Genomic DNA, 21,772 nt, shown 5'->3' on the forward strand with positions numbered 1-21,772 from the left:
CGCGCTCCTACATGGGGGCGGTGCAGGTGGGGGCGTAGGAGCAACTGTCTTGCAGGCTGCGCCGCCTCTTTCCAACCCGTAGGGCGCATAACGCCTACGGCGTTATCCGCCGCCGCCGTCGGGCACCGGCGTTCCGGCCAACGGCGGATAACCGCGAACGGTTATTCGCCCTACGGTCGAGCACGGACGTAGGACTCCGTCCGCGATGGCCCGACCCCGGCCAAGGCGCTGACCGGGAAATGGCGCCCTACGCCGGCTGCCGCTGCATCCCGCCCTTGTCCTGCCCGGCCTCGCGCTGCAGGCTCCAGTTCTGCAGGTGCTCGCGGCTCTGGCGGTAGGGCTTCAGGCCCAGGCCGAGCAGCAGCACGCCGCCCAGCAGCGCCAGGCTGGTGACGATCAGCAGCGAGTAGCGCAGGGCCATGTCGTCGTGGAACACGAAGTCGGTGACCAGCGCCACCGCCGTGGGGCCGACGCCCAGGCCGAACAGGGTGACCACGAACAGGTAGATGGCCGAGGCCTGGCCGCGCATGGAGTTGGGCATGATCTCCTGGATCGCCGCCGGCGCCACGCCGAAGGGCATGCTCAGGCAGAACACCGTGGGCGCCATCAGCATGGCCACCAGGTTGGCGTCGTCCAGCAGCGGGAAGATCACCGACAGCGGCAGCGCCAGGCAGGCCGCCAGCAGGCCCACGCGCATGTTGGCGTCGGTCCTGCCGCGCTTGGCCCAGCGGTCGGCCAGGCGCCCGCCGAAGACGATGCCCAGGCAGCCGAACACCGCCACTATGCTGCCGTACACCACGCCGACGTGGCCGGCGTCCCAGCCGTAGGTGCGGACGAAGAAGGTCGGCACCCAGGCGCCGCTGCCGTAGCTGGCGAAGGAGATGCAGGCGAAGCCGAAGTTGTGGCAGATCACCGTCTTGCGGTTGGCCCGCAGGTAGGCGCCGACCTCGCGCATCGGCACCTCGACGCCGGCGCCCACGCCGTGGCGCTGCGGCTCCTTCACCGCCAGCATCAGCAGGGTGAAGAGCACCCCGGCGGCGCCGAGGATCAGGAAGATCAGCTGCCAGGGCCGCACTTCGCCCAGCAGCGGCAAGTGCACGTCGCCCTGGGCCGAGGCGAACTTGATCACCAGCCCGCCGAGCAGGAAGGCCAGCCCGGAGCCCAGGTAGATGCCCATGGAATACACGCTGATGGCGGTGGCCCGGCGCTGCGCCGGGAAGCTGTCGGCGATCAGCGAATAGGCCGCCGGCGACAGCGCCGCCTCGCCCACGCCCACACCGACGCGGAACAGCAGGAACTGCCAGTACTGCCGGGCCAGGCCGCAGGCCGCGGTCATGGCGCTCCAGATCAGCACGCCGACGGTGATCAGCCCGCGGCGGCTGCGGCTGTCGGCCATGCGCCCCAGCGGGATGCCGCAGAGGGTGTAGAAGAGCGCGAAGGACAGGCCCATGAGCAGGCTCATCTGGGTGTCGCTGATGACCAGGTCGCGACGGATCGGCCCGACCAGCAGGTTGAGGATCTGCCGGTCGATGAACGACAGGACATAGGCGACCATGAGGATCGCCACCGTGGACCAGGCCACGGCACTGGAGGGGTAGCCGTTGTTGTTATTGTGCATGCCGAACTCCTGTTCGCCGCCAACGCGGCCAGAGCGAAGGGGTGGCCTGCAGCTTAGGCAAGTGCGGGGGAAACTGGCGCGCACTATCAGGCAGCTGAATGCGAGTGGCGGCCTCTGGATGATAAGGCGGATGGTGGGAAGGCTTTTCGTAGGAGCGAGCTTGCTCGCTCCTACGAAAGCCCCCTCAACGCCCCCGTACTAAGCCGGCGTCAAACACTCCGGTCCATCGCAAGCCGGATCGTTGACTATGCTCGCCAGCGCCTGCTCCCGCAGCCGCACCTGTGGCCGCGCCAGCAGGCTCAGCAGCTTGGGCAGCGGCGTCTCGTCCCCCAGCCAGAGCGCCCTCTCCTCCTCGCTTTCCAGCAGCAGCGGGCGGCGCATCGGGCCGGCCGCCTGGGTCACCAGGGCCAGGCTCAGCCAGGTGTGGCCATCCACCGGGTAGGCCTCCCAGACCGCCGCGAAGTAGCTCAGGCCGCTGGCGCCGGCCACCCAGTAGGGGCGCTTGCGCACGCCGCGCCATTCGTAGAAGCCGTTGGCCGGCACCAGGCAGCGACGGCGGGCGAAGGCCTCGCGGAACATCGGCTGTTCGGCCAGGGTTTCGGCGCGGGCGTGGGCGGGGGTGCGCGACAGGTCGGTGAGCCAGGCCGGGGTCAGGCCCCAGCGGGCCAGGTCGGCGCGGCGCGCGCCGGCCTCCTCGCGCAGCATCAGCAGCTGCGCGCCGGGGGCGAGGTTCCAGTGCGGCGGGTGGTCCTTGGGAAAGCCCGGCAGCTCGGCGAGCTCGCGGGTCCAGCGGAACAGGGCAAAGCGGGCGGTCATCGGCGCTCCAGGGCGGCCTCAACAGAGCAGGACGCCGCTGGCCGGGCCGAACTCGTCGGCGGGGCCGGGCAACGGCTGCGCGGCATTGTACGCCTGGATCAGCTCCCGCGCCTGTTGCGCGGCCTCGTCGTCGACCCACAGGTGCAGCAGGCCGTGCAGCGGCAACTCGCCGATGCCGCCGAGCAGGTGGCGGCCGCCGAGGTGGCAGGCGATGCCCTCGCTGGCCAGCATGCCGGCCAGCAACTCGGCCTCGGCCAGGTCGGCCGGTTCGTAGACTCGCTGCATCAGTCGTCCTCCCGGTGAACCTCCAGCGACCACTGGGCGCCGTCGGTGTACAGCTGGAACAGGATGGGCCGGCAACACACCGGACAATCTTCATAGTAGCTCTGGTCGCCGCCGGAGAGGTCTAGCACGGCCTCGGCCGGTTCCCCGCAGTAGGGGCAGCGGTAAGCCTGGGTCTCGAGCATCTGAAGGTCCCCTGTGACTTCCGTTATACTCCCGCGGTCTTTTTATCCGGCCAGGCCCGCGGGCATGGCCGGTTTTCCGGGGGAGAGGCCCGCGCCAGACGCGTGCCGTGCCAGTTACACCCATGAACAAGAGAGCATGATGGGCGAGTTCGAAGCCATCCGACCGTACAACGACGCCGAAGTCCCGGCCGTTCTCCAGCGCCTGCTGAGCGACGACGCCTTCCTGGGTATTCTGGCGCGTTATCGTTATCCGCGCCTGTCGCGCCCCTTCGGCTGGCTGCTGCGCCCGCTGATCGCCCACCGCCTGGCCCGCGAGGTCACCGGCATCCGCAGCGTGGTGGCCCTGCAGGACAAGTTCGAGCCCTACGTCGACCGCACCATCGAGCACGCCACCGACGGCGTGACCTACTCGGGGGTGGAGAGCCTCAAGCCCGGCCGCGCCTACCTGTTCATCGCCAACCACCGCGACATCGTGATGGACCCGGCGTTCTGCAACTACGCCATCTACCACGCCAAGCTGCCGACGCCGCGCATCGCCATCGGCGACAACCTGCTGCAGCGGCCCTTCGTCAGCGACCTGATGCGCCTGAACAAGAGCTTCATCGTGCACCGCTCGATCAGCGGCCGGCGCGAGAAGCTGGCGGCCTACAACACCCTCTCGGCCTACATCAACCACTCGATCCGCCACGACGGCGAGTCGGTGTGGATCGCCCAGGCCGAGGGCCGCGCCAAGGACGGTGACGACCGCACCGACTCGGCGATCCTCAAGATGTTCCACATGAGCCGCAAGGACGAGCCCTTCGCCCAGGTGGCCCGCGAGCTGCACCTGATCCCGGTGTCGATCAGCTACGAGTACGACCCCTGCGACGCCGCCAAGGCCCGCGAGCTGTACACCCGCGCCAGCACCGGCGAATACCGCAAGGCGCCGGGCGAGGACGATGCCAGCATCGCCCAGGGCATCACCGGCTACAAAGGCCGCGTGCACATCAACTTCGGCACCGAGATGGACGGCGAGTACGCCGACGCCAAGCAACTGGCCGCCGCCCTGGACCGGCAGATACTCGGCAACTACCGGCTGTTCCCGGTGCACTACCTGGCGTACGAGATGTCCGAGCTGCGCGACCCGGCCCTGGCCGTGCCCGCTGCCGGGAGCCTGTTCGGCGCCGAGGAGCTGCGCCGGGCCCGCGAGCAGTGGCAGCAGCGCCTGCAGGGCTGCCCGCCGGAGCACCGCCCCTACCTGGTCCTGCAGTACGCCAACCCGGTGCTGAACCAGTACCGGCTCAAGCAGGCCTGAGCCACCGCATGAACGAAAAGGGCGCCCGAGGGCGCCCTTTTGCATCGTGACGGTGCGTTTTCAGCCCGGCAGCTGGGTGCTGTACTGGCTCAGCGCGACGGCCAGGGCCAGGCAGGCGAAGCCGAAGAGGTAGAAGAAGCGGTTGATCTTCGCCGTCGAGGGCTCGGCCTCGGCCTCGGCCAGCGGCGCGGACGCGCCATCGCCACCGGCGACCAGGCGTTGCAGGGCCTGGCGCTCGCGCCGGCGGGTGGCCAGCAGCAGCCAGGCGCCGGCCAGGGCGAAGAACAGCGCCAGGTCGTTGAGGACCCGGGCGGGATGGGCCTGGAACAGATTCCAGAGCGCCTGCAGCGACATCACGACCTCCACACTTCAGGACTGCACGCCAGGAAGCAAGAAAGCGCCAAGGCCGAGTTCTGTACGAAGCGACGAACCGCGGCGGGTACGTCACGCAACTGAAAGAAAGACGGCCGATTGTATCCGTCAGGAGGACGGCACAGCCAGTTCGGTCGTCTTATTCACGACGAACGTCAGCCTTATCGAGAAGGGTTCTAAGCCTTTTCCACCACCTGGCACATGACTGGCTAGTCACCTTTCGCCATCCGGTATCCCGCCTAGGAGATTCGCCATGCTCGAAATCGTACCCCACGAAAGCGCCTACCTGATCGAACACCTGGATGAGATCGAAGCCGTGGTCACCGACCTCTCCTTCAACGTCCAGGACGACCACTGGCTGGTGTACTGCCAGGCCTGCGGCCACGAACACCTGGACCTGCCGGAAGCCGACGAGCGCCAGCCGGCCTACGAGACCGACCCGTTCCGCCAGGCCGCCGCCTGAATTCCCGCACCCACGAAAAAGCCCGGCCAGTGCCGGGCTTTTTCGTTCACGCCGAAGCGATCAGCGCTGGTTCAGCGTCTGCCCGATGGTCGGGTCCTTGAACACGCGGTCCAGGGTGTCGCTGAGCACGTCGCTGACCAGCTTGGTGTTGGTCTGCTGGTTCGGCGCCATGCCGAAGCGCTGGTTCAGCGAGGAACCGTAGCGGCCGCTGTAGCGGCGCCCGCCGGCCTGCACGTCGACGCGGAAGGTCGCGCCTATGGTGGCCTCGGTGACGTAGACGCCGTCCTTGGGCGACTGGTACTTCAGCTCGGCCAGGGTGAGGGTCAGGGTCGGGGCGTTGTAGGCGTTCGGCGAGGGAGTGAAGCCGAGCAGGCGCACCGCCGCCTCGGTCTGGGCCTGCAGCTTGGGAATCACGTCCTGGCTGCGCACGGTGACCGCGCTGGTCTCCGAGTAGAGGCCGCCACGGGTGCCCAGCTCGGTGCTCTGGCGGCCGTCGACCACCTTCACCACCACTGGCTGGCCCTGGCCGACGGCGACCGGCTGGCCCTTGAACACCGGGTCCGGGTTCAGTTGTTGCGGGCTGAGGGCACAGCCGGACAAGGCCAGGGTGCCGGCGGCGATCAGACTGAGCAACAGACGCTGCAACATGTTCGTGTCTCCATGGGTTGGGCTCGGAACGGCGGGCAGTATACCGGCCGTCGGAGCGCCCTGATAGCGCTCTGCAAGTTGGACGCTGGCACTTTGTTACAGGTTCCTTGGCGGCGACGCGCGCGAGGGCAAGACGCACCAATCTGGTGCAAAAACAGGAAATCCAGTGACCGGAACTCGGAAAAAAGTCTAAGCCCGAGGGCTTTTTTTGCATTTCGTCGTTATAATCGCGCCCCGATTATAAGGACGCCTCCTGATCGGGTCCCACAGCCCGGCAGCCTCGCGCCTGCCGGCCTGTCACACCCTCCTAGAGAGTCGCCAATTGCGCCGTGGCCACCGGCCTCGCGCTTTGTACCGATCGTTGCGACGACACTTTCAGGCAAGGATTGCCGCGAGTCCCCTCCGAACCGAGTCCGGACCCGCCCGCAGCGACGACCCCCTTTGAGCTTCACGTCTCCATAAGAGCGTGATTTGAAGGTTTTTCACTACTTCACGAGAGTGTGGCGAGCGAGAATGGCGAACGAACACGAAGCTTTGGATGTGCTGCTGGTTGGCGCCGGCATCATGAGCGCAACCCTGGCGACCCTGTTGAAGGAAGTCGAACCCGACACCCGACTGGAGATCGTCGAACTGCAGGAGTCCGGAGCCATCGAGAGCTCCAACCCCTGGAACAACGCCGGTACCGGCCACGCCGGCCTCTGCGAGCTGAACTACACGCCGCAGGCCGCCGACGGCTCCATCGACATCAAGAAAGCGGTGCAGATCAACGCCCAGTTCGAGGTGTCCAAGCAGTTCTGGGCGCACCTGGTGGACAAGGAAGGCTTCGGCAATCCGCGCAACTTCATCAACCCGGTGCCGCACCTGAGCTTCGTCCGTGGCAAGGACGTGTCCTTCCTGAAGAAGCGCTTCGAAACCCTCAGCCAGCACCATGCCTTCGAGTCCATGGTCTACACCGAGGACCGCGAGCAGCTGGCCCAGTGGGCGCCGCTGACCATGCCCGGCCGCCCGGCCGACGAGCAGGTCGCCGCCACCCGCGTGGAGCATGGCACCGACGTCAACTTCGGCGCCCTGACCAACCAGCTGCTGGCCCGCCTGGGCAAGCAGGAAGGCGCGAAGATCAGCTACTTCCAGAGGGTCGTGGGCCTGGAGCGCGACGGCCAGGACTGGATCGTCGACATCAAGAACACCCAGAACGGCCAGTCGCGCAAGATCCGCACGAAGTTCGTCTTCCTCGGCGCCGGCGGCGGCGCGCTGCCGCTGCTGCAGATGTCCGGCATCCCGGAAAGCAAGGGCTTCGGCGGCTTCCCGGTGAGCGGCCAGTGGCTGCGCTGCGACAACCCCGAAGTGGTCAGGCAGCACCAGGCCAAGGTCTACAGCCAGGCCGAGGTCGGCGCCCCGCCGATGTCCGTGCCGCACCTGGACACCCGCGTGGTCGACGGCAAGAAGTCCCTGCTGTTCGGACCCTACGCCGGCTTCTCCACCAAGTTCCTGCGCCACGGCTCCTTCCTCGACCTGCCGCTGTCGGTCCGCGGCAGCAACCTGATGCCGATGCTGGCGGTCGCCCGCGACAACATGGACCTGACCCGCTACCTGGTGCGCGAAGTCATGCAGTCCATGGACCAGCGCCTGGAAAGCCTGCGCAAGTTCTACCCGCTGGCCAACCCGGCGGACTGGCGCCTGGAAACCGCCGGCCAGCGCGTGCAGATCATCAAGAAGGACACCAAGAAAGGCGGCATCCTGCAGTTCGGCACCGAGCTGGTGGCTTCCGAGGACGGCACCATCGCCGCCCTGCTGGGCGCCTCCCCGGGCGCCTCGGTGACCGTGTCGATCATGCTCGGCCTGCTCGAGCGCTGCTTCCCCGCTCAGTACAAGTCCGAAGCCTGGGGCGCCAAGCTCCGGGAGATCTTCCCGGCCCGCGAGAAGCAGCTGGAGAGCGACGCCTCGGCCTACCGCGAGATCAACGCCTACACCTGGCAGAAGCTGCAGCTGGATCAGTGATCCGGCCCTGACGCAGAAGGCCCGCCATTCGGCGGGCCTTTTCGTTTCCGGGGCGCGGCGTCAGCGGCAACTGATCATCCAGCCGACGCCGAAGCGGTCGTGGAGCATGCCGAAGCGCTGCGCCCAGAAGGTCTTCTCCAGCGGCATGTCCACCCGCCCCTCCTCGGCCAGCGCGGCGAAGGCCTTCTCCGCCGCCACCACGCTGTGCAGCGCCAGGTGCAGGCTGAAGCCGCCGGGTGGTGCCTCGTGCTCGCCGCGGCCGTCGGACATCAGCACCTCGCTCTGGCCGACCTGCAGGCTGGCATGCATGACCTTCTCGCACCAGCCGTCGGGCACCTGCAGCGGCCCCGGCGCCTCCTCGTAGCGCATCAGCGCGTTGAGCTGCGCGCCCAGCGCCTGCTGGTAGAAGGCGATGGCCTCGTCGCACTGGCCGTGGAAGAACAGATAGGGCTGTACATGCATGTCGGCGTCCTCACCTTGTCGTTGTTCTACCTGCAAGTCTAGGCGGGGGGCGGAGGGTCTGCGCCGATGCGCTCTTCGTAGGATGGGCTGAGCTTGCGAAACCCATGTGGCCATGGCGATGGGTATCGCTTCGCTCCCCCCATCCTGCGGGGCCAGGCATCAGGCACGAAAAAGCCCGCACGCGGCGGGCTTCTTCACAGCGAGGCCGATCAGCCGCGGGCGGCTTCGATCACCTCGATGTAGGGCTCGGCCTGGCGCTGGTCGCGGATCAGCGCGACGAAGTCCTGACCCTTGGCATCCCTGGCGCCGAGGTCGTAGCCGGCCTCGACGAAGAACTTCACGAAGCGCTCGAAATCGTCGATGCGCAGGCCGCGGTAGGCCTTGATCAGCTTGTGCAGCGACGGCGGGGTATCGTCGGCCGGCTCGACCTCGAGGAACAGCTTGATCGACTCGTCGCCGATCTCTTCGCCAATCACCTGCTTCTTGTCTTTACGCATCGCTCGCTTCTCTCTACGGCACCAGTCGACGGCCCGGCCGTCACCAAAGGCGGGCAGTGTAACCCCGCTGCGGGCGCCGGCTCAACGCAGGCGCACGGCGCCGCTGTGCAGGTCGGCCCAGACGTGGCCGTTGGGGTAGCTGAGGAACTGGCAGTACACCGGGCCGTGACGCAGCAGGTCGAGCAACTGGGTGTAGGACGCGGCCGGGTACGACAGGCTCAGGGTACGGCTGGCGGCGTCGTAGGTGGGCTTCTTCAGGCTCTTGCCTTCGCTGTCGAAGCTGATCAGCACCTGGGTCACGGCGCCGCCCTTGTTCAGCGGCTTGCCCTTCAGGCGCAGCAGCGCCGGGGTGGTGATCGGGATCGGCTGCTGGTTGGACTGGCGCTGGTTGCCCAGCACCACGCTGTATTCGGTGACCTGCAGCAGTTGCTGCTGCTCCGGCGCCTCGCCGCGCAGGTTGTTGTCGTCCGGCGGCAGGAACTGGGCATGGGCCACCGGCGCATCGGCGGCGAACAGCGGCCCGGAGAAGGCCAGGACGGCCAGGCAGAACAGGTGGCGCAACGTCATCGTGAACCCCGCGGGAAAACTCGTCCGGCACTCTAGCACGGGGCCGCCGGCACTCGTACAGGCACTTGGTGAGGGTTTCGATGCATTGATAAAATTCGATGCATTCGCCCATTCACATGCCACGAAGTGGATGCAGGAGCCCCATGCTGCACAACGTCTCCGACCTCGACCTGCGCCTGCTGCGCATCTTCGCCACCGTGGTGCGCTGCGGCGGCTTTTCCGCCGCCCAGGGCGAACTGGGCATGGGCCAGTCGACCATCAGCACGCACATCGCCAGCCTGGAGACGCGCCTGGGCTACCGCCTGTGCGAACGCGGCAAGAGCGGCTTCCGCCTGACCGACAAGGGCGCCCTGGTGCTGCAGCACGGCCAGGCGCTGTTCGCCGCCCTGGGCGACTTCCGCGACCAGGTGCAATCCCTGGCCGGGCGCCTGGTGGGCGAGCTGCGCATCGGCCTGGCGGACAACATCGCCACCCTGCCCGATGCGCGCATCCACGAGGCCCTGGCACGCTTCGGCCGGCGCGACCAGGAGGTACGCCTGCAGCTGTCCATCGGCTCGTCCACCGAGCTGGAACGCCAGGTGCTGGGCGGCGAGCTGCACCTGGCCATCGCCTGCTCCAGCCGGCATCTGCCGAACCTGCGCTACCGCCCGCTGTACAGCGAACGGGTGGCGGTGTTCTGCGGCCGCGGGCACCCGCTCTTCGACCACCAGGCGCCCAGCCAGGCCGACCTGGAGGCCTGCGCCTGGGTGCAGTACGGCCACGCCCAGGCCGACGTCCAGCTGCCGGCCGACCCGCGGCGCAGCACGGCGCTGGCCGGCAACATGGAAGCGGTGGTGCACGCCGTGCGCGCCGGCACCCACCTGGGCTACCTGCCGACGCACTATGCGCAGCGCTGGGTGGACCTGGGCGAGATGCGCCCGCTGCTCGCCGGGCGGCTCGGCTACGGCATCGAGCACAGCCTGCTGCTGCGCGACGACACGGGGCACAACCAGGCCCTGCAGGCGCTGGTGGAGGACCTTTGCGCAGTGCATGGCGTGTCCCTGCCCTAGGGATCTCATCCGCGAATCGCGCCGGGGCATCCCAGCTTCCCGTAGGAGCGAGCTTGCTCGCGAACCGCATGGCACCGCGTTTGTTCGCGAGCAAGCTCGCTCCTACGAAGAGCACCTCGGCGCAATAGGAGCGGGCCCTGCCCGCGATTCGCGCGCAGGGCGTGCTCCTACAGGGGAACGATGTGGGCGGGGCAGGTAGGGCGCATGACCGTTCGCGGTTATCCGCCGTTGGCCCCGGGACCGAATGCCTCGATCGTCAGCGCAGCGCGGTGATGTGCTTGACGCCGAGGAACGCCGACAGGCCCCAGGGCCCCAGTTCGCGGCCGATGCCGCTGGCCTTGCCGCCGCCCCAGGAGGTCTGCGGGAACACCACCTGCGGCGAGTTCAGCCAGACGTGGCCGGCCTCCAGGCGCTCGGCGACGCGCTGGGCGCGCGCCAGGTCGGCACTGACCACGGTGGCGGCCAGGGCGAAGTCGCAGTCGTTGGCCTGGCGCAGGGCCTCGGCCTCGTCGCGGAAGCGGCGCACGCAGAGCACCGGGCCGAAGATTTCCTCGCGCCACAGGCGGCTGTCTTCCGGCACGTCGACGTAGACGGTCGGGCGGATGCACCAGCCCTCGCCCACCTCGCCACCAGTCAGGCAGGCCAGGCCTTCGTCGCGGGCGATGGCGAAGTAGTCCCGCACCTTGCGGAACTGCGCCTCACTGGTCATGGGCCCCATGTCGGTCTCGCCGGCCAGCGGGTCGCCGACGCGCAGCGCCTCCACCGCCACCTTCAGGCGCGCCAGCAGTTCGTCGGCGATGCCCTCCGCCACCAGCAGGCGCGAGGTGGCCGAGCACATCTGCCCGGCGTTCCAGTACACGCCGGCGATGATCCACTGCACGGCGTCGTCCAGGTCGCTGTCGGCGAACACCAGGATCGGCGACTTGCCGCCCAGCTCCAGGCCCACCGGCAGGGTGCGCGCGGCGGCGGCCTGCATGACCTTGCGGCCGACGGCGTTGCTGCCGGTGAAGGACAGCTTGTCGATGCCGCCATGGCCGGAGATGGCGGCGCCAGCATCGGCCAGGCCCGGCACCAGGTTCAGCACGCCGGCGGGCAGGCCGATGGCGTCGGCGACCTCGCCCAGCACCAGCTCGATCAGCGGGGTGATCTCCGACGGCTTGAGCACCACCGTGCAGCCGGCGGCCAGGGCCGGGGCGACCTTCCAGGCGCTGGTCACCAGGGGGAAGTTCCAAGGCACGATTAGCCCGGCCACGCCCACCGGCTCGAAGCGCGTCTGCGAGCGGAAACCAGCGTCGGGCAGCGCCACCTCGGCGTTCTGCCGGGCGTCCAGGCCATCGGCCAACTCGGCGTAATAGGCGAAGGTGGCGATGGCGTCGCCGACGTCGTTCTCCGCCTCCAGGCGCGGCTTGCCGCTGGCGCGCATCTGCAACTCGACCAGCGCCTCGCGGCGGGCTTCCAGCTGCTCGGCGAAACCGCGCAGGTAACGCGCGCGCTCGGCGCCGCGGGTCTCGCGCCAGCTGGCGAAGGCGCGACGGGCGGCGGCCACGGCCAGGTCGACCTCGGCGGCGCCGGCGGCGGCCACGGCTGGCAGCGGCTCGCGGGTGGCGGGGTTGATCGGCTGCAGGGTGGCGCCGCTGGCGGCGTCGCGCCACTGGCCGTCGATGTAGAGCTGGGTGCGCATGGTGACCTCGGGGTGGTTTCAGCGAGGCCGGCAGGATAGGCGGGGAATGGATCGGCAAAAATGCATATCGACGCATGCATGCATCGAGGTTTGTCGATGTGTAGGAGCGAGCTTGCTCGCGAACGGATTCCGCAGCGGGGGTTCGTTCGCGAGCAAGCTCGCTCCTACGAAAAGCCCCCGCATGACGCGGGTGTCAGGCCGAAAACTGCGCCCGCATCCAGGCCAGGTACCCGGCCGCGCCGGGCTCGCCCTCGCGCGGGGCCCAGGCGCCGCGCTCGTCGTCGGCCAGGGCCTGGTAGGGGCCGGCCTTGCATTCGAAGATCAGGCTGTCCGGCGCCAGCGCCACCAGGGCATGGAAGGTGCCCGGCGGCAGGTCCACGCCGGGGCAGTCGCCCTCGGGCGACAGCTCGCGGGTGGCGAGCAGCTCGCCGGCCTCGGAGAAGACCAGCAGGCCCAGGCGCCCCCTGAGCACGATGATGCTCTCGGCCTTGTCGGGGCTGCGGTGGCAGTGCGGCTGCACGTAGGTGTCCGGCTGCAGCGCATTGAGCAGCCGGTGGCAGGGCTCGTCCATCGCGTGCAGGTTGTGATGCTGGCGGCGGCGCGGGTTGGCGGCCGCCTGCCCGGCCAATTCGGCGAACAGGGCCTGGTCGAGGAAACGCGGCCCGGCCACGGCTCAGAGGCCCTTGACGGCGAAGATGCCCGGGGCGTTGCGCCAGTAGCCCTTGTAGTCCATGCCGTAGCCGAAGATGTAGCGGTCCACGCAGGACAGGCCGACGTAGTTGGCCTTCAGGTCCGGGCGCGCCTTGCGGTCGTGGTCCTTGTCGATCAGCACCGCGGTGTGCACTTCGCGGGCGCCGGCGTGGCGGCAGAAGTCGATGATCGCCGAGAGGGTGTGCCCTTCGTCGAGGATGTCGTCGACGATCAGCACGTCGCGGTCGATGAAGGAGATTTCCGGCTTGGCCTTCCAGAACAGCTCGCCGCCGGTGGTCTCGTTGCGGTAGCGGGTGGCGTGCAGGTAGGACAGCTCCAGGGGGAAGTCCAGCTTCGGCAGCAGCTTGCCGGAGAAGATCAGCCCGCCGTTCATCACGCAGAACACCACCGGGTTGCGCTCGGCCAGGTCCGCGTTGATCGCCTGGGCGACGCGGCCGATGGCGGCGTCCACTTCGGCGTCGTTGTACAGGCAATCGGCTTCGGCCATGACTTGGCGGATGTGCGCGAGATCGACGGACATTGGCGGGCTCTCCCGGAAAAAGTGCGCAAAGGTACCCATCCCTCTGCCCTGGAGCAAGTACCGGCGGACGAAAGTCGCCGACAATCCCGCGCCAGGCCAGGCGGGTTCCCGCAGCCGGTAGCCGGCGGCTATTTGTCGCGCACCGACTGCCAACTGCCCCTAAGATGCTTTACGCTACCGCAATTTTTTGCCAGCCCCCTCCCGGAGACCCGTCCATGCCCGTGCACGAGATTCGCCATCCCCTGATCCGCCACAAGATCGGACTGATGCGCCGCCACGATATCAGCACCAAGAATTTCCGCGAGCTGGCCCAGGAAGTGGGCGCCCTGCTGACCTACGAAGCGACCGCCGACCTGCCGCTGGAGAACTACGAGATCCCCGGCTGGGCCGGCTCGGTGCAGGTGGAGAAGATCGCCGGCAAGAAGATCACCGTGGTGCCCATCCTGCGCGCCGGCATCGGCATGCTCGACGGCGTGCTCAGCCTGATCCCCGGGGCCAAGGTCAGCGCCGTGGGCGTGGCGCGCAACGAACAGACCCTGCAGGCGCACACCTACCTGGAGAAGCTGGCGCCGGACATCGCCGAGCGCCGCGCGCTGATCATCGACCCGATGCTGGCCACCGGCGGCTCCATGGTCGCCACCATCGACCTGCTGAAGAAGGCCGGCTGCAAGGAAATCCGCGCCATGGTGCTGGTGGCCGCGCCCGAGGGCATCAAGGCGGTGGCCGACGCGCACCCGGACGTCATCATCTATACCGCCTCGATCGACCAGGGGCTGAACGAGAACGGCTACATCATCCCCGGCCTGGGCGATGCCGGCGACAAGATCTTCGGCACCAAGCAGAAGGACACCTGATCCATGGCCGACGAATTCAATGACCCGCTGTGGCGCCAGGTCATTTCCGGCGCGCAGATGCTCTTCGTGGCCTTCGGCGCCCTGGTGCTGATGCCGTTGATCACCGGCCTGGACCCGAACGTGGCGCTGTTCACCGCTGGCTTCGGCACCCTCATGTTCCAGCTGGTGACCGGGCGCCAGGTGCCGGTGTTCCTGGCCTCCAGCTTCGCCTTCATCACCCCGATCATCCTCGCCAAGGGCCAGTTCGGCCTGGCCGCGACCATGGGCGGGGTGGTCGCCGCCGGTTTCGTCTACACCTTCCTGGGCCTGGCGGTGAAGATCAAGGGCACCGGCTTCATCGACCGCCTGCTGCCGCCGGTGGTGATCGGCCCGGTGATCATCTCCATCGGCCTGGCCATGGCGCCGATCGCCGCCAACATGGCCATGGGCAAGGCCGGCGACGGCACCGAGCTGATCCCCTACCGCACCGCCATGCTGATTTCCATGCCAGCGCTGATCACCACCCTGATCGTCGCCGTGTTCGGCAAGGGCATGCTGCGCCTGGTGCCGATCATCAGCGGCGTGCTGGTGGGCTACGCGCTGTCCTTCGTGTTCGGCGTGGTCGACGTGGCCAAGATCGTTGCCGCGCCCTGGCTGGAACTGCCGAAGTTCACCGCGCCGGAATTCAACTGGCAGGCCATCCTGTTCATCGTCCCGGTGGCCCTGGCCCCGGCCATCGAGCACATCGGCGGAGTGATCGCCGTGGGCGGGGTGACTGGCAAGAACTACCTGAAGACCCCGGGCCTGCACCGCACCCTGCTGGGCGACGGCATCGCCACCTCCGCCGCCGGCCTGTTCGGCGGCCCGCCGAACACCACCTACGCCGAGGTCACCGGCGCGGTGATGCTGACCAAGAACTACAACCCGAAGATCATGACCTGGGCGGCGGCGTTCGCCATCGGCCTGGCCTTCGTCGGCAAGTTCGGCGCCATCCTGCAGAGCATCCCGGTGCCGGTGATGGGCGGCATCCTCTGCCTGCTGTTCGGCACCATCGCCTCGGTGGGCATGAACACCCTGATCCGCCACAAGGTTGACCTGTCCCAGGCGCGCAACCTGTGCATCGTCTCGGTGACCTTGGTGTTCGGCATCGGCGGCGTGCTGATCGGCTCGGGCACGGGCCCGGACGACTTCGGCCTGAAGGGCATCGCCCTGTGCGCCATCGTCGCCATCCTCCTGAACCTGATCCTGCCCGGCGAGGAAGGCTGGCAGAACAAGGCGCTGGAGGAAGGCGCCAAAGAGAGCGAACACCCGTGAGCCCCGGGCGCCCCGGACCGACGAAAGGACCGGGGCGCCACTGCCGAGGCTGCCGTAGACTCCCCTCAGCGACTGCGAACGCCTGCCAGAGCTGGTAGTCCACAGAAGAGGGAAGCGCACAGTCCCGGAGGTAAATGTCATTTCCGTCTGCCGTAACGCCCTGCGCCCCGCCCTGAACGGAACGCGCCCCAACCGCCCGCAGGCCCGGCCGTGAGCCGTGCCTGGTGGCTGCTGATCGCCCTGCTCGGCGCCTCGCTGGTGCCGCTGGTGCTGGGCGGCCGGCCGATGCTCGAGCAACTGGCGCGCTTCCCGCTGGACAGCCTGCTGCTGTTGCTCGGCATGATCCTGCTGTGCTGGCTGATCAATGCCCAGAAGCTGCGCGTGCTGCTGGCCGGCCGCGCCGGGCCGCTGAGCCAGCGGCAGTCGATCGGCATCATCATGGCCTCGGAGTTCGCCTTCTACGCCACCCCCGGCGGCAGCGGCGCGCCGCTGACGCTGATGGCCCTGCTGGCCCGCCGCGGCCTGCGTCCGGCACAGAGCAGCGCGATCTTCGCCGTCGACCAGCTCAGCGACCTGCTGTTCTTCCTCGGCGCCCTGCTGGTGGTGCTGTGCTACACGCTGTCCCACAGCCTGAGCCCGAACCTGGAATCCTCGCTGCTGGTCAGCGCCGTGCTGCTGGGCGGCATCCTCGCCGGCGTGGTGCTGCTGGCGCGCTTCCAGCGCCGGGTGATCCGCGCCAACGGCCGCCTGCTGGCGCGCCTGCACGTCGGGCCGCGACGGCGCCTGCACCTGGCGCGCAAGCTGCTGCACTTCCGCGACAGCATCGTCACCAGCCTCAAGCAGCCGCGCCGGCGCCTGGCCCTGGTGTTCCTGCTCACCAGCTGCCACTGGCTGCTGCGCTTCTCGGTGCTCTACCTGATCCTCCAGGCCATGGGCGTGGAACTGCACTGGGCCTGGACCTTCCTGATCCAGCTGCTGTCCCTGGCCGCCGGCCTGGCCACCCTGCTGCCGGGCGGCGCCGGCGGCACCGAGCTGACCTCGCTGGCGCTGCTCAGCCCGCTGGTGGGCAAGCCGACCGCGGCCGCGGCCATCCTGGTCTGGCGGGTGGTGACCTACTACTTCTACCTGGTGGCGGGCGCGCCGGTGTTCGCCATCATGGCCGGCCGCCCGCTGCTGCGCCGCCTGGTCGGCCTGCGCAACCGCGACGCCTAGGCGCCGGCCCTGCCGGCGGTATCGCGGACGGAGTCCTCCTGCGAGGAAACTCAATGCCTCACGACAACCGTAGGAGCGGGCCCTGCCCGCGATTTCGCGCGCAGGGCGCGCTCCTACAGGGGAATGGCGCGGGTGGGGCAACTGGTATCGCAAGCTCAACCCCTCCTATACCGCCCCCTTGCAACCCGTAGGGCGCATAACGCCTACGGCGTTATCCGCCGCCGCCGTCGGGCACCGGCGTTCCGGCCGGCGGCGGATAACCGCGAACGGTTATTCGCCCTACGGTCGAGCATGGTCGTAGGGCCCTGCCCGCGATTCGCGCGCGCTCCTACAGGGGAATGGCGCGGGTGGGGCAGCCGGGTATCGCAAGCCCAACCCCTCCTATGCCGCCCCTTGCAACCCGTAGGGCGCATAACGCCTACGGCGTTATCCGCCGCCGTCGGGCACCGGCGTTCCGGCCGGCGGCGGATAGCCGCGAACAGTTATTCGCCCTACGGTCGAGCATGGTCGTAGGGCCCTGCCCGCGAATCGCGCGCAGGGCGCGCTCCTACAGGGGAATGGCGCGGGTGGGGCAGTTGGTATTGCAAGCCCAACCCCTCCTATGCCGCCCCCTTGCAACTCGTAGGGCGCATAACGCCTACGGCGTTATCCGCCGCCGCCGTCGGGCACCGGCGTTCCGGCCGGCGGCGGATAACCGCGAACGGTTATTCGCCCTACGGTCGAGCATGGTCGTAGGGCCCTGCCCGCGATTTCGCGCGCAGGGCGCGCTCCTACAGGTGGGGCAGCGGTGGTGCCGTCCGCGATGGCCAGGCATCCACACCATGCCGCTACTCTTACGGCACCAGCACCGCCGCGCCCTGGAAGCGCCCGTGGCGCAGGTCGTCCAGGGCCTGGTTGGCCTGTTCCAGCGGGTAGCGCTGCACTTCGGTGCGCACCCCGGCGCGGCCGGCCACGGGGAAGAACTCCAGGCCGTCGCGGCGGGTCAGGTTGGCCACCGAGACCAGTTCGCGCTCGCCCCACAGGATGGAATAGGGGAAGCTGGGGATGTCGCTCATGTGGATGCCGGCGCAGACCACCCGGCCGCCCTTGCGCACGGCGCGCAGCGCGGCGGGCACCAGTTCGCCGGCCGGGGCGTAGATGATCGCCGCGTCCAGCGGCTGCGGCGGCGCCTGGTCGGACGGGCCGGCCCAGGCGGCGCCCAGGGAGCGGGCGAAGGCCTCGGCGGCGTGGTCGCCGGGCCGGCTGAAGGCGTAGACCTCGCGCCCCTGCCAGCGCGCCACCTGCAGCACGATGTGCGCCGCCGCGCCGAAGCCGTAGAGGCCCAGGCGCCGACCGTCGCCGGCCTTGACCAGCGAGCGCCAGCCGATCAGCCCGGCGCACAGCAGCGGCGCCAGCCCGGCGTCGTCGCCCGCCTCGCCCAGGGCGAAGGTGAAGCGCGCGTCGGCCACCACGTATTCGGCATAGCCGCCCGGCCGGGTGTAGCCGGTGAATTGCGGCGCGTCGCAGAGGTTTTCCCTGTCATGGGTGCAGGGCGGGCAGTGGCCGCAGGTATGCCCCAGCCAGGGCACGCCGACCCGCTGGCCCAGGGCGAAACCCTCGACGCCTTCGCCCAGGGCGTCGACGTAGCCGACGATCTCGTGCCCGGGGATCACCGGCAGGGGCACCGCCGGCAGCTCGCCGTCGACCACGTGCAGGTCGGTGCGGCAGACCCCGCAGGCCGCCACGCGCACACGCAGCTCACCGGGGCCGGGTTGCGGCACGGGCAGCTCGCGCAGTCGCAGCGGCTGGCCCACCTGTTCGAGCACCATGGCGCGCATGGCTCACCTCCGCACAGGGCTGGTCGATCAGGGTTTCTTCGGCGGCGCCCCGGCGGGCGCATCGGCGTCCTGCAGCTCGCGCCAGAGCTCGGCGGCACCGGGGAACTCGGTGCCGTCCTCCTCGCTCAGGGCATCGAGGTCGTAACGGCTGGTACAGCCCTCGCCCAGGGTGGGCGGCGGGGTGGCGGTACCGGGGGCTTTTTCGTCGGCCATGGCCGGGCTCTCCTGCATCGCGGGTTCGCCCGGCCGGCGTGGCTCAGGGCCTGTTTACGATCTCGCGAGCTAGAGCAGAACAAGACAAAAACAGGCGAGAGAGCGCAGTTTAGTCCGCTAAATGAGCATCGCTCGCCTGTTTTTAACGCAGTTATGCCGACGCGCAGCAGATCGTAGACAGGTTCTCAGTCGAACACCACGGTCTTGTTGTCATGCACCAGCACGCGGTCTTCCAGGTGATAGCGCAAACCGCGCGCCAGCACCATCTTTTCCACGTCCTTGCCCAGGCGCACCATCTCCTCGACGTTGTCGCGGTGGCTGACGCGCACCACGTCCTGCTCGATGATCGGGCCGGCGTCCAGTTCCTCGGTGACGTAGTGGCAGGTCGCGCCGATCAGCTTCACGCCGCGCAGCGAGGCCTGGTGGTAGGGCTTGGCGCCGATGAAAGAGGGCAGGAAGCTGTGGTGGATATTGATCACCTGGTGGCGGTACTTCTGGCACAGGTCCGGCGGCAGGATCTGCATGTAGCGCGCCAGCACCACGTTGTCGGCCTGGTGCTCGTCGATCAGCCGCGACACCTCGTCGAAGGCCGGCTGCTTGTTCTTCGGGTCCACCGGCACGTGGAAGTACGGGATGCCGTGCCACTCGACCATGCTGCGCAGGTCGTCGTGGTTGGCGATCACGCAGGGGATCTCGCAGTCCAGCTCGCCGCTGTGCCAGCGGTGCAGCAGGTCGGCCAGGCAGTGCGACTCGCGGCTGGCCATCAGCACCACGCGCTTCTTCACCGCCGAGTCGGTGATGCGCCAGACCATGTTGAACTCGCGGGCGATGGGGGCGAAGGCCTGGCGGAACCCGTCGAGGTCGAACGGCAGGGAGTCGGCGCGAATCTCGTGCCGCATGAAGAACCAGCCGTTGTCGTTGTCGGAGTGATGACTGGCCTCGGTGATCCAGCCGTTGTAAGTGGCCAGGAAATTACTCACCTTGGCGACGATGCCGACCCCGTCGGGGCAGGCGATCACCAGTCGGAAAGTGCGCATGGGTGTAGCTCCAGATACTTCGCGAAGGCCGCCATTCTAGCGGCTGCCCGGGAAAACCGCGACCGCCGGCGAGGGACATTCGGACGCGTCCGGATTTAACTGCGGGGACAATGCGTCTATCCGGGCAACTTAAATATTACGTTAAGTAGTGAGAAAACTTTACTTGATGGTTTACTCAAACAAATCGCCTGACTATTATTGGGAATACTAATATTCCAGCCACGCTTGACCTCAAGACAAGGTACGCCGACATGTCACTGATCAATGAGTACCGCGCCACCGAAGAAGCCATCAAGGAACTTCAAGAGCGCCTCAAGTCCCTGGAGAAGGACGACAAGCTGAAGAAGGAACTGGAGTTCGAAGAGAAACTCCGCACGCTCATGGGTGGCTATGGCAAGTCCCTGCGTGACATCCTCGCGCTGCTCGATCCGGACGCCAAACTGAGCAAGGCCCCGCGTGCCGCCAAGGCCACCGGCAGCAAGCGCGCGCGCAAGGTCAAGCAATACAAGAACCCGCACAACGGCGAAGTCATCGAAACCAAGGGCGGCAACCACAAGACGCTCAAGGAATGGAAGGCCAAGTGGGGCGCCGACACCGTCGAGAGCTGGGCCACCCTGCTGGGCTGAACCCCGCGCCAGGCGAAAACGCCAGCTTCGGCTGGCGTTTTTTATTGCCCGCGAACAACTCGCGGAACACTAAAGGCAATAACGCTGACGCAAGACAGCGGCATATGCCTGCCACTCCTGCAGCAATGCCCTGCCCTGCAGCCCAGTATTTTCGAGCTGTTCAGCCAAAGCCACTTCGAAGTTCGCGAGGGTATTGGGCGCGCCGTACTCGTCGAGCATCAGACGGCAACGGCAGAACTCTCGCCATTGTTCCTGCTCCGCGGCAGACAAAGTTTCCGGAAAATTCCGCGCGCGATAACGGAACAGAAGTTCCACGAGGCGCGGATCGTCGAACGGCCATTGTTCTCGCCCGAGGCGCACCGGGTCCGCCTGGCGCACCTGTTCGCAGAGCCGACGGTCACGGTCGCCGATAAAACCGTCATATAGCTGCTGTTCCGGATCCTCGCTGCCGGCGAAGTTCTCCTGCGCATATATCGCGGCCAGCTTGTCCTGCCACAGCGGTTTACCTTCGACCAGCAGCCGTTCGCGTTCGCGCCAGGCCGCCAGGTCGATGCCCAGGCGCGCCTGGTCCTGCTCGCGCAGCACCGACAGCGGCGCCAGCACCGGGCAGCGGTTGACGTGCACCAGCTTCAGCGGCACCGGCAGCTCGCCCTCGCCCAGTTCCTCGCGGCGGGTGTACAGGCGCTGGCGCAGGGCCTCCGCATCCAGCTCCAGCAACGGCGCCGGGTCCAGCCCCAGGTCGCAGACGATCAGGGCATTGCGGTTGCGCGGGTGCCAGGCCAGGGGCAGCACCAGCGACAGGAAGCTGCGCGCCGCCGAGAAACGCCCGGACACATGCACCAGCGGCTTGAGCAGCTGCACCTGGTCGAGCACCGCGTGCTTGCCGCGCAGGCGGTAGAGGAAGTCGTAGAGCTTGGGCTGGCGCTGGCGGACCAGCCGGGCCATGGCGATGGTCGCGCGCACGTCGGACAGGGCGTCGTGGGCCTGGCCGTGCTCCAGGCCGTTGGCCTCGGTGAGGCGCTCCAGCTTGAGGGTGACCATCCCTTCCTCGTTCAGCGGCCACTGGATGCCTTCCGGGCGCAGCGCGTAGGCGGTGCGCACCAGGTCGATCAGGTCCCAGCGGCTGTTGCCGCCCTGCCATTCGCGGGCGTAGGGGTCGAAGAAGTTGCGGTAGAGGCTGTAGCGGGTGACCTCGTCGTCGAAGCGCAGGGTGTTGTAGCCGGCCACGCAGGTGCCCGGGCGCGACAGCTCGGCGTGCAGGCGGGTCATGAACTCGGCCTCGCCCAGGCCCTGCTCTTCCAGGCGCTGCGGGGTGATGCCGGTGATCAGGCAGGCCGCCGGGTGCGGCAGAATGTCGTCGCTGGGGCGGCAGTAGAAGTTCAGCGGCGCCTCGATCTCGTTGAGCGCCTCGTCGGTGCGGATGCCGGCGACCTGCAACGGGCGGTCGCGGCGTGGATCGATGCCGGTGGTCTCGTAGTCGTACCAGAAGATGCTGGCGGTCATGGCGCTCTCCCTTGGCCTGGCCGGGCAGTCTATCACCCCGCCATGGGCTGCCCG

General features: G+C 68.2%; 24 protein-coding genes. 8 read left to right on the forward strand and 16 right to left on the reverse strand.

The features are described from left to right. Window positions 1-247: 247 nt before the first annotated feature. From CHC02_RS01330 to CHC02_RS01345, 4 genes are all read right to left on the reverse strand, one after another. Window positions 248-1,618 (reverse strand): spinster family MFS transporter, encoded by a 1,371-nt coding sequence (locus CHC02_RS01330; RefSeq protein WP_089389712.1) that lies wholly within the window; start codon window positions 1,616-1,618, stop codon window positions 248-250. A gap of 198 nt (window positions 1,619-1,816) precedes the next feature. Beyond that, window positions 1,817-2,434, reverse strand: coding sequence for an SOS response-associated peptidase (locus CHC02_RS01335; RefSeq protein WP_089389713.1), 618 nt, complete (start codon window positions 2,432-2,434; stop codon window positions 1,817-1,819). A gap of 18 nt (window positions 2,435-2,452) precedes the next feature. Further along, the gene (locus CHC02_RS01340; RefSeq protein ID WP_089389714.1) at window positions 2,453-2,719 is read right to left on the reverse strand and encodes a putative signal transducing protein; all 267 of its coding nucleotides are present in this window, start codon (window positions 2,717-2,719) and stop codon (window positions 2,453-2,455) included. Further along, entirely contained in the window at window positions 2,719-2,901 is a 183-nt protein-coding gene (locus tag CHC02_RS01345) for a CPXCG motif-containing cysteine-rich protein (protein ID WP_089389715.1), read from the reverse strand. Before CHC02_RS01345 ends, CHC02_RS01340 begins: the two co-directional genes overlap by 1 nt. Before the next feature lie 136 nt (window positions 2,902-3,037). On the opposite strand from CHC02_RS01345, the gene CHC02_RS01350 reads away from it, so the two are divergent. Continuing rightward, window positions 3,038-4,195: a 1-acyl-sn-glycerol-3-phosphate acyltransferase gene (locus tag CHC02_RS01350; RefSeq protein ID WP_089389716.1), complete on the forward strand. Its 1,158-nt coding sequence runs from the start codon at window positions 3,038-3,040 to the stop codon at window positions 4,193-4,195. A gap of 60 nt (window positions 4,196-4,255) precedes the next feature. On the opposite strand, the gene CHC02_RS01355 is transcribed toward CHC02_RS01350, so the two are convergent. Further along, window positions 4,256-4,549, reverse strand: a complete 294-nt coding sequence (locus tag CHC02_RS01355) for a hypothetical protein (RefSeq protein WP_089389717.1) — start codon at window positions 4,547-4,549, stop codon at window positions 4,256-4,258. A gap of 271 nt (window positions 4,550-4,820) precedes the next feature. On the opposite strand from CHC02_RS01355, the gene CHC02_RS01360 reads away from it, so the two are divergent. Beyond that, the gene (locus CHC02_RS01360; RefSeq protein ID WP_009615850.1) at window positions 4,821-5,030 is read left to right on the forward strand and encodes a hypothetical protein; all 210 of its coding nucleotides are present in this window, start codon (window positions 4,821-4,823) and stop codon (window positions 5,028-5,030) included. Between the two features lie 60 nt (window positions 5,031-5,090). On the opposite strand, the gene CHC02_RS01365 is transcribed toward CHC02_RS01360, so the two are convergent. Next, the gene (locus CHC02_RS01365; protein WP_089389718.1) at window positions 5,091-5,678 is read right to left on the reverse strand and encodes a YajG family lipoprotein; all 588 of its coding nucleotides are present in this window, start codon (window positions 5,676-5,678) and stop codon (window positions 5,091-5,093) included. Window positions 5,679-6,191: 513 nt separating this feature from the next. Between CHC02_RS01365 and mqo the strand changes: the two genes are divergently transcribed. Next, window positions 6,192-7,676 (forward strand): malate dehydrogenase (quinone), encoded by a 1,485-nt coding sequence (mqo, locus tag CHC02_RS01370; protein WP_089389719.1) that lies wholly within the window; start codon window positions 6,192-6,194, stop codon window positions 7,674-7,676. Between the two features lie 60 nt (window positions 7,677-7,736). On the opposite strand, the gene CHC02_RS01375 is transcribed toward mqo, so the two are convergent. The 3 genes from CHC02_RS01375 to CHC02_RS01385 all read right to left on the reverse strand — a co-directional run bounded on the left by CHC02_RS01375 (window position 7,737) and on the right by CHC02_RS01385 (window position 9,202). Next, complete coding sequence (locus CHC02_RS01375; protein WP_089389720.1) at window positions 7,737-8,138, reverse strand: VOC family protein; 402 nt, start codon at window positions 8,136-8,138, stop codon at window positions 7,737-7,739. Window positions 8,139-8,347: 209 nt separating this feature from the next. Beyond that, window positions 8,348-8,635, reverse strand: a complete 288-nt coding sequence (locus CHC02_RS01380; protein ID WP_089389721.1) for a PA4642 family protein — start codon at window positions 8,633-8,635, stop codon at window positions 8,348-8,350. Between the two features lie 81 nt (window positions 8,636-8,716). Then, window positions 8,717-9,202 carry a hypothetical protein gene (locus tag CHC02_RS01385; protein WP_089389722.1) on the reverse strand — a complete coding sequence of 162 codons (486 nt, stop codon included), beginning with the start codon at window positions 9,200-9,202 and terminating at the stop codon, window positions 8,717-8,719. A 143-nt stretch (window positions 9,203-9,345) separates the two neighbouring features. Between CHC02_RS01385 and CHC02_RS01390 the strand changes: the two genes are divergently transcribed. Then, complete coding sequence (locus CHC02_RS01390) at window positions 9,346-10,251, forward strand: LysR family transcriptional regulator (RefSeq protein ID WP_089389723.1); 906 nt, start codon at window positions 9,346-9,348, stop codon at window positions 10,249-10,251. A gap of 256 nt (window positions 10,252-10,507) precedes the next feature. Here CHC02_RS01390 and CHC02_RS01395 read toward each other — a convergent pair whose 3' ends face one another. From CHC02_RS01395 to CHC02_RS01405, 3 genes are all read right to left on the reverse strand, one after another. Next, window positions 10,508-11,932, reverse strand: coding sequence for an aldehyde dehydrogenase family protein (locus tag CHC02_RS01395; RefSeq protein WP_089389724.1), 1,425 nt, complete (start codon window positions 11,930-11,932; stop codon window positions 10,508-10,510). A 193-nt stretch (window positions 11,933-12,125) separates the two neighbouring features. Beyond that, complete coding sequence (locus CHC02_RS01400) at window positions 12,126-12,602, reverse strand: WbuC family cupin fold metalloprotein (RefSeq protein WP_089389725.1); 477 nt, start codon at window positions 12,600-12,602, stop codon at window positions 12,126-12,128. Window positions 12,603-12,605: 3 nt separating this feature from the next. Next, complete coding sequence (locus tag CHC02_RS01405; protein ID WP_009615834.1) at window positions 12,606-13,163, reverse strand: hypoxanthine-guanine phosphoribosyltransferase; 558 nt, start codon at window positions 13,161-13,163, stop codon at window positions 12,606-12,608. Between the two features lie 215 nt (window positions 13,164-13,378). Between CHC02_RS01405 and upp the strand changes: the two genes are divergently transcribed. The 3 genes from upp to gpgF all read left to right on the forward strand — a co-directional run bounded on the left by upp (window position 13,379) and on the right by gpgF (window position 16,522). Beyond that, on the forward strand, window positions 13,379-14,017 hold the full coding sequence (upp, locus tag CHC02_RS01410; RefSeq protein ID WP_089389726.1) for a uracil phosphoribosyltransferase: 639 nt from the start codon (window positions 13,379-13,381) through the stop codon (window positions 14,015-14,017). Window positions 14,018-14,020: 3 nt separating this feature from the next. Then, complete coding sequence (locus tag CHC02_RS01415) at window positions 14,021-15,310, forward strand: uracil-xanthine permease family protein (protein WP_089389727.1); 1,290 nt, start codon at window positions 14,021-14,023, stop codon at window positions 15,308-15,310. 210 nt (window positions 15,311-15,520) lie between these two features. Next, the gene (gpgF, locus tag CHC02_RS01420) at window positions 15,521-16,522 is read left to right on the forward strand and encodes a glucosaminyl phosphatidylglycerol flippase (protein ID WP_089389728.1); all 1,002 of its coding nucleotides are present in this window, start codon (window positions 15,521-15,523) and stop codon (window positions 16,520-16,522) included. 833 nt (window positions 16,523-17,355) lie between these two features. Here the strand turns inward: gpgF and CHC02_RS01425 are convergent. The 3 genes from CHC02_RS01425 to purU form a co-directional block, all read right to left on the reverse strand. Beyond that, on the reverse strand, window positions 17,356-18,339 hold the full coding sequence (locus CHC02_RS01425; protein ID WP_089389729.1) for a zinc-dependent alcohol dehydrogenase family protein: 984 nt from the start codon (window positions 18,337-18,339) through the stop codon (window positions 17,356-17,358). 27 nt (window positions 18,340-18,366) lie between these two features. Further along, a complete protein-coding gene (locus CHC02_RS01430; protein ID WP_089389730.1) occupies window positions 18,367-18,552 on the reverse strand; it encodes a hypothetical protein in 186 nt (61 codons plus the stop codon). A 185-nt stretch (window positions 18,553-18,737) separates the two neighbouring features. Beyond that, window positions 18,738-19,589: a formyltetrahydrofolate deformylase gene (purU, locus tag CHC02_RS01435; RefSeq protein WP_089389731.1), complete on the reverse strand. Its 852-nt coding sequence runs from the start codon at window positions 19,587-19,589 to the stop codon at window positions 18,738-18,740. 251 nt (window positions 19,590-19,840) lie between these two features. Between purU and mvaT the strand changes: the two genes are divergently transcribed. Next, window positions 19,841-20,215 carry a histone-like nucleoid-structuring protein MvaT gene (gene mvaT / locus CHC02_RS01440; RefSeq protein ID WP_074982273.1) on the forward strand — a complete coding sequence of 125 codons (375 nt, stop codon included), beginning with the start codon at window positions 19,841-19,843 and terminating at the stop codon, window positions 20,213-20,215. Window positions 20,216-20,284: 69 nt separating this feature from the next. Here mvaT and sbcB read toward each other — a convergent pair whose 3' ends face one another. Continuing rightward, a complete protein-coding gene (gene sbcB, locus CHC02_RS01445; RefSeq protein ID WP_089389732.1) occupies window positions 20,285-21,718 on the reverse strand; it encodes an exodeoxyribonuclease I in 1,434 nt (477 codons plus the stop codon). Between the last annotated feature and the right edge of the window lie 54 nt (window positions 21,719-21,772).

This window comes from Pseudomonas delhiensis (assembly GCF_900187975.1).
GTDB classification, from domain to species: domain Bacteria; phylum Pseudomonadota; class Gammaproteobacteria; order Pseudomonadales; family Pseudomonadaceae; genus Pseudomonas; species Pseudomonas delhiensis.